General features: G+C 32.7%; 13 protein-coding genes. 7 read left to right on the forward strand and 6 right to left on the reverse strand.

Annotation, left to right across the window (positions count from 1 at the left end):
- Positions 1–3: 3 nt before the first annotated feature.
- From mnmE to rpmH, 6 genes are all read right to left on the reverse strand, one after another.
- A complete protein-coding gene (mnmE, locus tag CAAU_RS10035; RefSeq protein ID WP_008909326.1) occupies positions 4–1,380 on the reverse strand; it encodes a tRNA uridine-5-carboxymethylaminomethyl(34) synthesis GTPase MnmE in 1,377 nt (458 codons plus the stop codon).
- Positions 1,381–1,466: 86 nt separating this feature from the next.
- On the reverse strand, positions 1,467–2,096 hold the full coding sequence (gene jag / locus CAAU_RS10040; protein WP_008909327.1) for an RNA-binding cell elongation regulator Jag/EloR: 630 nt from the start codon (positions 2,094–2,096) through the stop codon (positions 1,467–1,469).
- Positions 2,097–2,108: 12 nt separating this feature from the next.
- On the reverse strand, positions 2,109–2,777 hold the full coding sequence (yidC, locus tag CAAU_RS10045) for a membrane protein insertase YidC (RefSeq protein ID WP_008909328.1): 669 nt from the start codon (positions 2,775–2,777) through the stop codon (positions 2,109–2,111).
- A 32-nt stretch (positions 2,778–2,809) separates the two neighbouring features.
- Positions 2,810–3,019: a membrane protein insertion efficiency factor YidD gene (gene yidD / locus CAAU_RS10050; protein WP_008909329.1), complete on the reverse strand. Its 210-nt coding sequence runs from the start codon at positions 3,017–3,019 to the stop codon at positions 2,810–2,812.
- On the reverse strand, positions 3,020–3,364 hold the full coding sequence (gene rnpA, locus CAAU_RS10055; protein ID WP_040306496.1) for a ribonuclease P protein component: 345 nt from the start codon (positions 3,362–3,364) through the stop codon (positions 3,020–3,022).
- A gap of 53 nt (positions 3,365–3,417) precedes the next feature.
- Entirely contained in the window at positions 3,418–3,552 is a 135-nt protein-coding gene (gene rpmH, locus CAAU_RS10060) for a 50S ribosomal protein L34 (protein ID WP_008909331.1), read from the reverse strand.
- Positions 3,553–4,045: 493 nt separating this feature from the next.
- On the opposite strand from rpmH, the gene dnaA reads away from it, so the two are divergent.
- The 7 genes from dnaA to gyrA all read left to right on the forward strand — a co-directional run bounded on the left by dnaA (position 4,046) and on the right by gyrA (position 12,742).
- Positions 4,046–5,383: a chromosomal replication initiator protein DnaA gene (gene dnaA / locus CAAU_RS10065; RefSeq protein ID WP_008909332.1), complete on the forward strand. Its 1,338-nt coding sequence runs from the start codon at positions 4,046–4,048 to the stop codon at positions 5,381–5,383.
- 271 nt (positions 5,384–5,654) lie between these two features.
- Positions 5,655–6,758: a DNA polymerase III subunit beta gene (gene dnaN / locus CAAU_RS10070; RefSeq protein ID WP_008909333.1), complete on the forward strand. Its 1,104-nt coding sequence runs from the start codon at positions 5,655–5,657 to the stop codon at positions 6,756–6,758.
- A 44-nt stretch (positions 6,759–6,802) separates the two neighbouring features.
- Positions 6,803–7,012, forward strand: a complete 210-nt coding sequence (gene yaaA / locus CAAU_RS10075) for a S4 domain-containing protein YaaA (RefSeq protein ID WP_008909334.1) — start codon at positions 6,803–6,805, stop codon at positions 7,010–7,012.
- A gap of 9 nt (positions 7,013–7,021) precedes the next feature.
- The gene (recF, locus tag CAAU_RS10080) at positions 7,022–8,119 is read left to right on the forward strand and encodes a DNA replication/repair protein RecF (RefSeq protein WP_008909335.1); all 1,098 of its coding nucleotides are present in this window, start codon (positions 7,022–7,024) and stop codon (positions 8,117–8,119) included.
- Between the two features lie 12 nt (positions 8,120–8,131).
- Positions 8,132–8,410: an extracellular matrix regulator RemB gene (remB, locus tag CAAU_RS10085; RefSeq protein ID WP_008909336.1), complete on the forward strand. Its 279-nt coding sequence runs from the start codon at positions 8,132–8,134 to the stop codon at positions 8,408–8,410.
- Positions 8,403–10,298 carry a DNA topoisomerase (ATP-hydrolyzing) subunit B gene (gene gyrB / locus CAAU_RS10090; protein WP_008909337.1) on the forward strand — a complete coding sequence of 632 codons (1,896 nt, stop codon included), beginning with the start codon at positions 8,403–8,405 and terminating at the stop codon, positions 10,296–10,298. Before remB ends, gyrB begins: the two co-directional genes overlap by 8 nt.
- 14 nt (positions 10,299–10,312) lie before the next feature.
- Positions 10,313–12,742 carry a DNA gyrase subunit A gene (gene gyrA / locus CAAU_RS10095; RefSeq protein WP_008909338.1) on the forward strand — a complete coding sequence of 810 codons (2,430 nt, stop codon included), beginning with the start codon at positions 10,313–10,315 and terminating at the stop codon, positions 12,740–12,742.
- Positions 12,743–13,359: the final 617 nt, after the last annotated feature.

A 13,359-nucleotide genomic window follows, 5' to 3' on the forward strand; every position in this document is an offset into this window, starting at 1 on the left:
CTCCTATTTTCCAATGCAAAAATCACAAAAGATCCTATCTATAATATCCTCAGCAACTATATTTCCTGTAATTTCCCCAAGCTTTAAATAACTATCCTTTAACTCTACCGATGCAAGGTCAAGTGGAAGTCCACTTTTTATAGTTTCTATCCCTTTAACTATGCTTTCCTTTGCCTTTACAAGTGCATCCTTATGCCTTACATTTGTAACTAATATTTCATTCTTAGAAGAAACCCTTCCTTCAAAAACAAGATCAACTATCGCTTTTTTAATCTCGTCTATACCATGTTCCTTCTTAACAGATGCATTTACAACATGTTTAAACCTACCTTTTACATAATCAACATCTATTGCAGTCGGAAGATCCATTTTATTTAAAATGGCAATAACATTTTTCCCCTTAATTAAATCGATTATCTCCTCATCTTCTTTTTCTAAAGGCCTTGATGCATCTAACATAAAGAGTATAAGGTCGGCATTTTGAAGATACTCCTTAGATTTTTCCACCCCAATATTTTCTACTATATCATCGGTTTTTCTGATACCTGCAGTATCAACAAGAACTATTGGAACACCATCGATATTTATATACTCTTCTATAACATCCCTTGTAGTTCCAGGAATATCCGTAACTATTGCTCTTTTTTCCTCTAAAAGTGCATTAAGAAGGGAGGACTTTCCTACATTAGGTTTACCAACTATCGTCGTTCTAAGACCTTCCCTAAATATTTTTCCGCTTTCTGCATTTTTAATTAAATAATCTATTTCTGAAACTATAAATTGTAGATCAGAAACTAACTTGTTTACAACAAGCTCATCTACATCATCCTCTGGAAAATCAACAGTGGCCTCAATATGGGCAAGACATCCTAAAAGCTTATCCATAAGAGAATTTATCTTTTGTGAAAGTTTTCCCTTAAGCTGATTTACTGCAAGGTTTAAGCTATCGTCCGTCTTTGCCCTTATAAGGTCTATTACTGCCTCTGCCTGGGATAAATCAATTCTTCCATTTAAAAATGCCCTTTTCGTAAATTCCCCAGGTTCAGCAAGCCTTGCACCGCTCTTTAGAACCACCGATAAAACCTTTTTTACAGCTAAAACTCCTCCGTGACAATTTATTTCTACAATATCCTCCCTTGTATATGTATTCGGTGCTTTCATATAACTTAATATAACTTCGTCTATTATCTCATTTGTTTCAGGATCAACTATATATCCATAAGCCATAGAATAGCTTCTCATTTCTTTAATATCTTTACCCTTGGCACTTTTAAAAACTTTTGATGCTATTTCAAGGCTTTTATCACCAGATAATCTTACAATCCCTATTCCACCTTCTCCTATTGCCGTAGATATTGCAGCTATAGTATCGTTAAGCATCCTTTCACCTTCTTTATTTTGTTTATTTGATTTATATTATACCAAATTAAAAAGTTTTTCAATCAAAAAAGAGGCTTAAAGCCTCTTTATTTTTTTAAATCGATGACAACTTTTCTAAAGGGTTCTTCACCTATGCTATAAGTAGTTACATCAGGATGATTTTGTAGTGCTGCATGTATAATTCTTCTTTCGTATGGATTCATTGGCTCAAGGGTAATGCTCTTATTATATCTTTTTACCTTATAAGCTAATCTATTTGCAAGCCTTATTAAGGTTTCTTCCCTCTTTTTTCTGTAATTTTGTGTATCTAATAAAACCTTCTTAAATTCATTTTCTCCACTATCTTTGTTTATAACAAGACTAAGTAGATACTGAAGGGCATCTAAAGTCTCTCCCCTATGGCCTATCAAAGCTCCCATTTTAGGCCCCACAAGATTAACCTTTAAAATGTCATCTTCATCCTTAATCTGAATTTCACATTTGATTCCCATTTTATCAAGAACATCCCTTAAAAAAGACTTTGCAATAGCTTCATAATCCTTTTTTATAGTAAGTCTTACCTTTGCAGGCTTTGCACCTATAATTCCAAATACACCTTTGCTACCTTCATCTAAAATTTCAATATCCACCTTATCCCTTGTTACCCCTAATTCCTTTAACCCATTTTCAATGGCGCTTTCTACATTCTTTCCTATCGCCTCAATCCATTTTTTCATATATTCACCACCCTATTGCAGCTTTGCCTCTTCCTTATGCCTTATTCTATTGATTATAAAATACTGCTGGAGTATTTGAATGACGTTACTTATTATCCAGTATAAAACAACCCCTGCCTGGAATTTAAAGAACATAACTACGAATAAAATTGACATATAAAGATTCATTTTTCTTTGCTGCTGTGCTGAAGGATCATCTCCCTTAGGAGCAGTCATAACCCCCATCAAATAGCTTGATAAACCAGATAAAATAGGTAATATAAATGTTCTATCATATGATCCTAAACTCTCTACCCACAAAAAGCCAACGTCCTTAAATCCTTGAATATTTGCTACAACATAATACATAGCAATAATAATTGGCCATTGAATTAAAAATAAAAGACATCCAGATAAAGGATTTGTCCCGCTTTCCTTATAAAGCTTCATCTGCTCCTCTTGCATCTTTTGAGGGTCATTCTTATATTTTTCTTGAATTTCCTTTAATTTAGGCTGCATTTTTTGAATCATTATGCTTGATTTAGTTTGGCTTATTGTTAAGGGTAATAAAATAGTCTTTATTATAGCAGTAAATATAACAAGATCCAAAAAATAAGCAAGACTTAAATTAGATACATAAGTTGTTACAAAACCATGTATACCATTAAAAAATAAAGTCATCGGTTTAACTAAAAAATTCAAAGGTTTGACCTCCCTTTTTGAAAATTTAGAATTTAAGGAACAGGGTCATACCCACCAGGATGCAGTGGGTGACATTTTAATATCCTTTTTATAGATAAAACAGAGCCTTTAATGGCACCGTATTTTTCGATAGCCTCAAGGGAATACTGGGAACATGTTGGACAAAATCTGCAGCTTGGCGGCTTCATTGGGGATATATATCTTCTATAAAATTTTATCAAAAAAATTAAAATTTTTTTCATCTACACACCTTCTTTTAATATACCAGCCTTTTTAAGAAGATTAAATATAGATCCTTCAATATCATAAAAATTTGACTTTGCTGCCTTTCCCCTTGCAACAAAAACAATATCATGTCCAACTTTAAACTTATCTTTATTAATCCTAAAGGCTTCTTTAATTAACCTTTTTACCCTGTTTCTAACTACACTTTTTCCTATTTTTTTACTTACTGATATTCCAACTCGATTCATGTTGCTCCTGTTTTTAAAGACATATACCACCAGTGTGTCATCGCTGTAGGACTTTCCTCTATTATATATGAGTCGAAAATGCCTGTTTTTTCGAATTCTTTCTTCTTTTTTCATCATGTTTCCCCATTTCAGCCTAAAATTGCACAAAAAGGCCACATAACGCGGCCTTATGCAGTCAATCTCTTTCTTCCCTTCATTCTTCTTCTTTTAAGAACTTTTCTTCCATTTCTTGTTTTCATTCTCTTTCTGAAGCCATGTTCCTTTTTTCTTTGTCTTTTCTTTGGTTGGAATGTTCTTAACATCGCTTGCACCCCCTTCTTATATTTATCTATAGTTAATGGGCATATTACTACATTATACTTTACTATTAAGATTATATATGTATCATTAAAAGCTGTCAAGAAATTTACAGTTGTTAATAATCTTAAAAATTCATTGTGTTTTTTGTGGATAACTATTGTAATAATATATTATATTTGATAATATATTAATGCATATCCACAAAATCTGTGAATAACTTATATTTTATTCTGTGCTAAAAAGTTATTCACAATCTGTGGACAAAGTTGTGTATAACTTATTTAAAATTTCACGTAATTATAATTAAAATCTAGATTTTTTGTTGTTAGTAATGTTAATAATCAATTTGTTGATATTGTTGAAAGTTAATTTTTGACTTAAAATATTAACAAATTAACAGATTTGTGAATAACTTTGTTCCATCATGTCAACATTTTTTATTGTAGATTTTATAATGTGGATAATTATGTTAACATATACTAGGGAGGAAATTTTATGGACAATCTTCTTGAAATTTGGGAAAAAACTCAAGAAATTGTTAAAGCAGAGTTATCACCACTTGGTTTTAACACATGGATAAAATGCATTGATCCCCTTAAAATCACTAATGAAACAATATTTCTTCTTGCTCCAAACGAATTTACAAAGGGCGTTTTAGATGTAAGATATAAAGATCTTATAGCAAATGCCATAAAACTAGTTACTTCTAAAAAATATGAAATAAGGTTTGTCCTTTCAACGGATGAAATAAATTCTAATGAAAACAATCAAAATCAAAAGAAAAGGGAAAGACAAGAAGAAATATCCACATCTATGCTCAATCCAAAGTATACCTTTGAAACCTTTGTGGTTGGTAATAGCAATAGATTTGCTCATGCAGCATCCTTGGCTGTTGCTGAAGCTCCTGCAAAGGCATATAATCCTTTATTTATATATGGTGGAGTTGGTCTTGGTAAAACTCACCTTATGCATGCTATAGGCCATTATATATTAATGAATAATCCCTCTGCAAAGGTAGTTTACGTTTCATCCGAAAAGTTTACTAATGAGCTTATAAATGCTATAAAGGATGATAAAAACGAGGAGTTCAGAAATAAATATAGAAACGTAGATGTTCTTCTAATCGACGACATTCAGTTCATAGCCGGGAAGGAAAGAACCCAAGAAGAGTTTTTCCATACATTTAATTCTTTATATGAAGCAAATAAGCAGATCATAATCTCCAGCGATAGGCCTCCAAAGGAAATACCAACTCTTGAAGACAGGCTACGTTCCAGGTTTGAGTGGGGACTTATTGCAGATATTCAACCGCCTGATTTTGAAACAAGAATAGCAATATTAAAGAAAAAGGCCGACATGGAAAACCTAAGCATACCAAACGAAGTTATGGTCTACGTTGCTAATAAAATACAATCCAACATTAGAGAACTCGAAGGGGCTCTTATAAGAATAGTTGCTTATTCTTCATTAACTAATAAGGAGATAAGCGTTGAACTTGCATCAGAAGCACTAAGAGATTTTATTTCCAACAAAAATGCAAAGCAAATTACAATAGAACTTATAATGGATGTGGTTGCAAGCTACTATAATTTAAGACCTGAGGATTTCAAATCTCAAAAAAGAACTAAAAATGTAGCCTTTCCAAGGCAGATAGCTATGTTCCTTGCAAGAAAATTGACTGATCTTTCTTTGCCCAAAATAGGTGAGGAGTTCGGAGGAAGAGACCACACTACCGTTATACATGCCTACGAAAAAATCAATGAAGGGTATGAAAAGGATCAAAATCTTAAGGAAACTATAGACGAACTTATAAGAAAAATAAATCAAAAATAATCAACAATATGTTGATTTAAAATTTAATAATCTGTTGATAAACTAAATAAGCAATTTTTAAACTGAATTATGTGGATAATTAATGCGAGACTAAACCGCATTATCCACAATTTTTTATTAAATAAATCTCTTGATTTTTAATATTTAGATAGACTTATCAACATTTTCACAGCCCTTATTACTATTACTACTACTTTTTGTCCTATATAATATCCTCTATAAAAAATACTTTAAAAATTTATCCACTGTGGATAAAAAGGAGGTTAGTAAAATGTTTTTCACATGTGAAAAAAATATTCTGCAAGAAGCCATAAATATCGTTCAAAAAGCAGCTTCTTCTAAAACTACCTACCCTATACTTGAAGGAATTTTAATTAAGGCTATAGATAATAAAGTTTATTTTACAGCAACAGACTTAGATATAGGAATTGAAACCTTTATCGATGCAAATGTTATTAAACCAGGATCAATAGTTTTAAATTCTAAATTATTTGGAGAATTTATTAGAATGCTTCCTAACGACATAGTTTCTTTAGAACTTTTAGATAATAATTTTGTTAAGATAACATGCCAAAAATCAGAATTCATGATACTAGGTAATAACCCGGAGGAGTTTCCTAAACTTCCTGCAATTAATGAGAATTCCCTCTATGAGATTTCACAGGATATTCTAAGGCTTATGATAAAGCAAACTATATTTGCAATCGCACAGGATGAAACAAGGCCAATATTAACAGGTGTCCTATTTGAAGTTAAAGATAATGTATTGAGCTTTGTTGCATTGGATGGTTATAGATTATCTTTAAAGAAGGTTGAACTTGAAAATGCAAGTAATATTAATGCAGTAATTCCAGGAAAGACCTTAAATGAAATTTCTAAGATAATAGAACCGTCTGAAGATAAGGTAAGAATAACATTTACTCCTAACCACATACTTTTTAATCTTGGAAACACTAAAGTAATCTCAAGACTTTTAGATGGAGAGTTTGTAAATTATAGACAAATAATTCCTCAAGAACATAAACTTAAAGTTAAAGTAAATAGAAATCTTCTTCTTGATAGCATAGAAAGGGCATCCCTCCTTGCTAGAGAAGGAAAGACTAATTTAATCAAGTTTAACATTGGAAATGATAAGATGATAATTACCTCTGATTCTCAATATGGCAAGGTTCAAGAGGAAGTTACAGCTATGCTTGAGGGTGATAGCTTAAAAATTGCATTTAATTCTAAATATTTCTTGGATGTTTTAAGAATAATAGATAGTGAGGAAATTTATTTAGAATTTACTACAAACGTAAGCCCATGCGTTGTAAGAAAAGTAGATTCTGATGATTATATCTATCTTGTTCTTCCTGTAAGACTTATAGAAAACTAATGCCACCTTTTTAGGTGGTTTTTCAATAGATAAGGAGGATTTTTATGCAAAAAATTGAAATACATACCGAGTATATTAAACTTGACCAATTTCTAAAATGGATAGGTGTTGCAGACACAGGGGCTATGGCTAAGGTTATAATTAAAAATGGAGATGTGTATGTTAATGGAAATCAAACTTTAGAAAGAGGTAAGAAAATAAAAAAAGGAGACATAGTAGAAATAAAAAACATAGGAATATTTCAAATAGTTTAGGTGAAGATTATGTTTATTAAAGAATTGGAACTTATAAATTTTAGAAACTATTTAAACTTAAAGATAGAATTTTTAAAGGGATTAAATGTTCTTTACGGCCAAAATGCTCAAGGAAAGACAAATGTTTTAGAAGCGATAAATTTTATTAGCACTTTAAAATCCCATAGAACAAGTAAAGATAGGGAATTAATAAAATGGGGAAAAAGCAAAGCATATATAAAGGCCAACTTAAACAAAAGTTTAGGCGACTTTACCGTTGAGGTTCTAATATCGGAAATGTCTAAGAAAGAAGCAAAATTAAATGGAATAAAACTAAGTAGAGCTTCTGAAGTTATAGGGAATGCTAATACGGTTATATTTTCTCCAGAGGATTTAAGACTTTTAAAGGACGGCCCTGATATAAGAAGAAGATTTATTGACAATGAACTTAATCAAATAAAACCTAGGTATAATTACTATTTATCTTTATACAATAAAGTTTTGCTTGAAAGAAATAATCTTATTAAGAAGGGAATAGACAAATCATTATTAGACGTTTATGATCAGCAGCTCGCTGAGTATGGAAGTTTTTTAATTTTTAATAGAATTGAATTTATTAAAAAGCTAAGCATTATATGCAAATTACTCCATAGAAAAATCACTAACGGAAATGAAGAACTTGTTATAAAATATAAGGGTGACATTATAGATGGTGAATTAAAAAGTATAAAAGAAAGGCTATATTCTTTATATAAAAATAGCATTGAAGAGGACATAAAAAAAGGTTATACTTCAAAGGGACCACAAAGGGATGACATCGAAGTTTTTATAAATGGTGTAGATGCAAAGCATTATGCGTCTCAAGGACAGCAAAGAACTGCAGCTTTATCATTAAAACTTTCTGAAATTGAAATAATAAAGGGAGAAACAGGTGAATATCCAATACTACTTCTTGATGATGTTATGTCAGAATTGGATTTGCAAAGACAAAAGTATTTGTTGGATTCCTTAATGGATGTCCAAATTATACTGACTATTACAAGTTTAAATGATTTAGAAAAGTTTAGCATAAATAGAAAAAGAATATTTGAAGTATCTAATGGAAATATTCAAATTAAGGAATTTTGAGGAGGAATTATTATGTTTCTTCATCTTGGAGAAAATGTTGTTATACCTTTAAAGGAAGTTATAGCTATCTTTGACATAACATCAACTTCCAGCATAGATACAAAGGAGTTTTTAAAAACGGCAGAAGAAGAGGGATTTGTAAGAAGGATTACAAAAGATGAACCTAAATCCTTTATATTAACAGAAAGAGATAAAAAAAGTATAATTTATTTGTCTCCAATTTCTTCACTAACTTTAGCAAAGAGAAGCTGCTTTATTGATGAATTTTCAAAGGGGGATCTAAATGAGTAAGAAATATAGCGCAAGTGAAATTCAAGTTTTAGAAGGATTAGAGGCTGTAAGAAAAAGGCCAGGTATGTATATAGGAAGCACCGGTCCAAGGGGACTTCATCATCTTGTATATGAAATAGTTGATAATGCAATAGATGAAGCCCTTGCAGGTTTTTGTAAGAATATAGATGTTTTTATTCATAAAGACAATTCAATTACCGTAATAGATGATGGTAGAGGCATTCCAGTTGATATTCATCCAAAGCTTAAAAAAAGTGCAGTTGAAGTTGTATTTACTGTGCTTCATGCTGGTTCAAAATTTGGCGGTGGAGGATATAAGGTTTCAGGTGGACTACATGGTGTAGGTGCCTCTGTTGTTAATGCCCTGTCTAAATGGTTAATAGTTGAAGTAAAAAGGGATGGAAAAATATTTAGGCAAAAATATGAAAGGGGAAAGCCTGTATCAGAATTAGAGGTAATAGGTGAAGCTGAAGAAACAGGAACAAAGGTTACCTTCCTTGCTGATGATGAGATTTTTGAAACAACAGAGTATGAATATGATGTATTATCCCAAAGACTAAGGGAGCTTGCATTCTTAAATAAAGGAATTGCTATAAATCTTATAGATGAAAGGGTAGATAAGAAGGAAACTTATCATTATGAAGGTGGAATTAAAGAATTTGTTAAATATTTAAATAGAAACAAAGAAGTTTTACACGATGAGCCTATTTATTTTGAAGCAAGTAAGGATGATACAGTTGTTGAAATAGCTCTTCAATATAATGATGGGTATAACGAAAACATATTTTCCTTTGCCAACAATATTTCAACTACTGAAGGTGGAACCCATGTAAGTGGGTTTAAAACGGCTTTAACTAAGGTTATCAATGATTATGCAAGAAAGTATGGATTTTTAAAGGAAAACGAAAAGAACCTTCAGGGGGAAGATACAAGGGAAGGGATAACAGCCGTTATTTCTGTAAAGATAACAAATCCTGAATTTGAAGGACAAACAAAAACAAAGCTTGGAAACACTGAAGTTAGAGGTATAGTAGATGCTATCGTTACAGATAAGGTTTCTGCCTTTTTAGAGGAAAATCCAAGCGTAGCTAAAGTTATAGTAGAAAAGTGTTTATTAGCATCAAGGGCAAGGGAAGCAGCAAGAAAGGCAAGGGAACTTACAAGAAGAAAAAACGTGTTAGAAAATACATCCCTTCCTGGAAAACTTGCTGACTGTTCCGAAAAGGATCCTAAGCTTTGTGAAATATTCCTTGTTGAGGGAGACTCAGCTGGAGGTTCTGCAAAGGGAGGCAGAGATAGAAGATTCCAGGCTATTCTTCCTCTTAGAGGTAAGATAATGAACGTTGAAAAGCAAAGGCTTGACAAAATACTGGCTTATCAAGAAATAAGAAATATGATAACTGCATTTGGTGCAGGAATTGGTGATGATTTTGATATAGAAAAAATAAGATACGATAAAATCATAATAATGACGGATGCTGACGTTGACGGTGCACATATTAGAACACTACTTCTTACATTCTTCTATAGATACATGAGACCTCTTATAGAAGAGGGACATGTATATATAGCACAGCCTCCACTTTATAAGATATCAAAGGGTAAAAATATTTATTATGCCTACAGCGATAGAGAGCTTGAGGCGAAGTTAAATGAGATAGGCAGAGATAACGTTGAAATACAAAGATATAAAGGACTTGGAGAAATGAACGCAGAACAGCTATGGGAAACTACAATGAATCCTGAAACAAGAACTCTTCTTAAAGTTACTATTGAAGATGCAGTTGAAGCAGATGAAGTATTTACTATCTTGATGGGAGATAAGGTTGAACCTAGAAGGGAATTTATTCAAAAGAATGCTAAGAGGGTTCAAAATCTTGATATTTAGAGGGAGTTGAAGTTATGGACAAAAGGGATGAAATTCAATTAGTCGATATAAGCGATGAGATGAAAAAATGTTATATAGATTATGCAATGAGCGTTATAGTAGGTCGTGCACTTCCTGATGTTAGGGATGGGTTAAAGCCTGTTCATAGAAGAATTCTTTATTCTATGCATGAACTTGGACTTTTCCCTGACAAACAATATAGAAAATGTGCAAGAATCGTTGGGGATGTTTTAGGTAAATACCATCCACACGGTGATAGTGCAGTTTATGAGGCAATGGTCAGACTTGCACAGGATTTCTCAACAAGATATCCTTTAGTTGATGGCCATGGAAATTTTGGATCTATAGATGGTGACGGAGCTGCAGCAATGCGTTATACCGAAGCAAGGCTTTCTAAAATTTCCATGGAAATGTTAAGGGATATAAATAAAAATACCATAGATTTTGCGGACAACTTCGATGGAACTGAAAAAGAACCAACTGTTCTGCCGTCAAGATTTCCAAACCTTTTAGTCAATGGTTCTTCAGGTATTGCGGTTGGTATGGCAACAAATATACCACCCCATAATCTTGGGGAAGTTATAGATGGAGTTATAATGCTAATCGACAATCCTGAAGCCACTATTAAGGATCTTATGACTAAAATAAAGGGACCAGATTTTCCAACAGCAGGAATAATAGTTGGGAAAGATGGTATTAGAGAAGCCTACGAAACAGGAAGAGGAAAGGTAGTCGTAAGGGCAAAGGCTACAATAGAAGAAGAAAAGGGAAGACATAAAATTATAGTTACAGAAATTCCATATCAAGTTAATAAAGCTAAGCTTGTAGAGGACATTGCAGAACTTGTTAAGGATAAAAAGATAGAGGGAATCTCTGACCTTAGAGATGAGTCTGATAGACAAGGAATGAGAATAGTTATAGAACTTAAAAAGGATGCAAATCCTAATATAGTTCTAAATCTTTTATATAAGCATACGAAGCTTCAGGATTCCTTTAGCATAATAATGCTTGCCCTTGTTAACGGCGAACCTAAGGTATTAAACTTAAGGGAAGTATTGACACATTATTTAGATTTCCAAAAGGAAGTAATAAGAAGGAGAACTAAGTTTGAACTTGACAAGGCTGAAGCAAGAGCTCACATATTAGAAGGTCTTAGAATTGCCCTTGATCATATCGATGAGGTTATTAATTTAATTAGAAGTTCAAAAACTGTTGAAGACGCGAGAAATGGCCTAATGACACGCTTTGGCCTTTCAGAAAAGCAGGCACAGGCAATCCTAGATATGAGACTTCAAAGATTAACAGGCCTTGAAAGGGCAAAGATCGATGAAGAATATAGTGAGCTTATAAAGACGATAAACTACTTAAGGGAAGTTCTTGAAAATGAAAGATTAGTTCTTCAAATAATAAAGGACGAGCTTCTAGAAATAAAAGAAAAGTATGCTGATGAAAGAAGAACAAAGATTACAGCAAAATCAGACGAGATAAATATCGAGGACCTTATACAGGAGGAAGAAGTTGCAATTACGATAACCCATGCAGGATATATAAAGAGGATTCCAATTGACACCTACAGAAGTCAAAAGAGGGGTGGAAAGGGTGTTCAGGGAATGTCCATGAGGGAGGACGACTTTGTAGAGCATATATTCATAACCTCCACCCACAGCTATATTATGTTCTTTACAAATTTAGGAAGGGCTTATATGTTAAAGGCCTATGAAATACCAGAAGCATCAAGAACTGCAAGGGGAATGAATATAGTCAATATTCTTGCTATGAATCCAAGGGAGAAAATCCAAGCTGTTTTAGAGATAAAGGAATTTGATGAGGATAAATTCTTATTCTTTGCAACAAAATTAGGTATTGTTAAAAAGACATTCTTAAGCGAATTTGCAAACATAAGAAAGAATGGATTAAATGCGATAAACCTGAAGGTGGGAGACGAACTTATTGGGGTTAAGCTTACGGATGGAAAACAAAAAATAATGATTGTAACTCAAAATGGATACTGCATAACATTTGAAGAGGAAGATGTTAGAGTAATGGGAAGAACTGCAGCAGGGGTTAAGGGCATTACCCTAAGAGAAGGTGACATTGCAGTTGGAATGGAAGTTTATAATGAAAATTCAGATCTTTTAGTTGTAAGTGAAAATGGTTATGGAAAGAGAACTAAATGCACAGAATATACAGTTCATTCCCGTGGAGGAAAGGGAATGAAGACCTATAAGGTCAATGATAAAACAGGAAAAATAGTTGGAGTAAAGACTGTAAGGGAAAATGATGAGGTAATGCTAATAAACAATAATGGAATAATTATAAGATTAGAAGTTTCAACAATAAAACAAACGGGTAGAGATGCCATGGGAGTAACTCTGATGAAGACTCAAGAGGATGAAAGGATTGTCTCCATAGGAAAGATAAATAGCAATGATGAGGAAGAATAATCCAGGATAATTCCTGGATTCAGAGTGTTGAAAAAGTTGTTTTTTGATAAGCCCCGTGAAGGATTTCCCTGGCATTCGCTCATTTCGCTAAGCAATTCTAAGCTTTTCTTTGTTTTCAAAAGTCCTACCCTCGTGAGCCGACATCCGTGTCGGCCACTCGGCTCTGCACGTCCGTGTGCAGAATTACGGACTTTTGAAAAGTCGAAAAGCAAGAATTGCTAAAGCTTATGAGAGATGCCTTCTTGAAATCCATTCACGGGGCTCTTGCAAAATTTCAACACCAAAAGAAGGTTTGTCTACAATCTGAATCCAGGATAATTCCTGGATTATTTTTTTAACATAGTGTAAAATTATTGTAGGACGAAAAAGGACAAAAAATTTAAAAGAGACAACCCCTGTGGTAAAATAAAAAGTGGAAAAAACACAAATCAATAAGGGGGTGTCTCTTTTGAATAATATTATACAACATGATATTATACAACAACATTTAATAAATTTACACTACTAAATTAATAAAAAATGTAGAAGAAATGCTGTCAAAAGAATGGGATTTTACAAAACTTGTTGAGGTAGTTAAAGAATCGACTGATGAACTTGGAAGGAATATAATAAAAGAC

It is taken from the genome of Caloramator australicus RC3 (assembly GCF_000297115.1).
Taxonomy (GTDB): Bacteria; Bacillota; Clostridia; order Clostridiales; family Caloramatoraceae; genus Caloramator; species Caloramator australicus.

Bases quoted from the DNA above. Each gene is read 5' to 3' on its own strand.
- mnmE (WP_008909326.1), bottom strand. From the start codon at position 1,380: ATGCTTAACGATACTATAGCTGCAATATCTACGGCAATAGGAGAAGGT.
- jag (WP_008909327.1), bottom strand. From the start codon at position 2,096: ATGAAAAAATGGATTGAGGCGATAGGAAAGAATGTAGAAAGCGCCATT.
- yidD (WP_008909329.1), bottom strand. From the start codon at position 3,019: ATGAAAAAAATTTTAATTTTTTTGATAAAATTTTATAGAAGATATATA.
- rnpA (WP_040306496.1), bottom strand. From the start codon at position 3,364: ATGAAAAAAGAAGAAAGAATTCGAAAAAACAGGCATTTTCGACTCATA.
- rpmH (WP_008909331.1), bottom strand. From the start codon at position 3,552: ATGTTAAGAACATTCCAACCAAAGAAAAGACAAAGAAAAAAGGAACAT.
- dnaA (WP_008909332.1), top strand. From the start codon at position 4,046: ATGGACAATCTTCTTGAAATTTGGGAAAAAACTCAAGAAATTGTTAAA.
- dnaN (WP_008909333.1), top strand. From the start codon at position 5,655: ATGTTTTTCACATGTGAAAAAAATATTCTGCAAGAAGCCATAAATATC.
- yaaA (WP_008909334.1), top strand. From the start codon at position 6,803: ATGCAAAAAATTGAAATACATACCGAGTATATTAAACTTGACCAATTT.
- recF (WP_008909335.1), top strand. From the start codon at position 7,022: ATGTTTATTAAAGAATTGGAACTTATAAATTTTAGAAACTATTTAAAC.
- remB (WP_008909336.1), top strand. From the start codon at position 8,132: ATGTTTCTTCATCTTGGAGAAAATGTTGTTATACCTTTAAAGGAAGTT.
- gyrB (WP_008909337.1), top strand. From the start codon at position 8,403: ATGAGTAAGAAATATAGCGCAAGTGAAATTCAAGTTTTAGAAGGATTA.
- gyrA (WP_008909338.1), top strand. From the start codon at position 10,313: ATGGACAAAAGGGATGAAATTCAATTAGTCGATATAAGCGATGAGATG.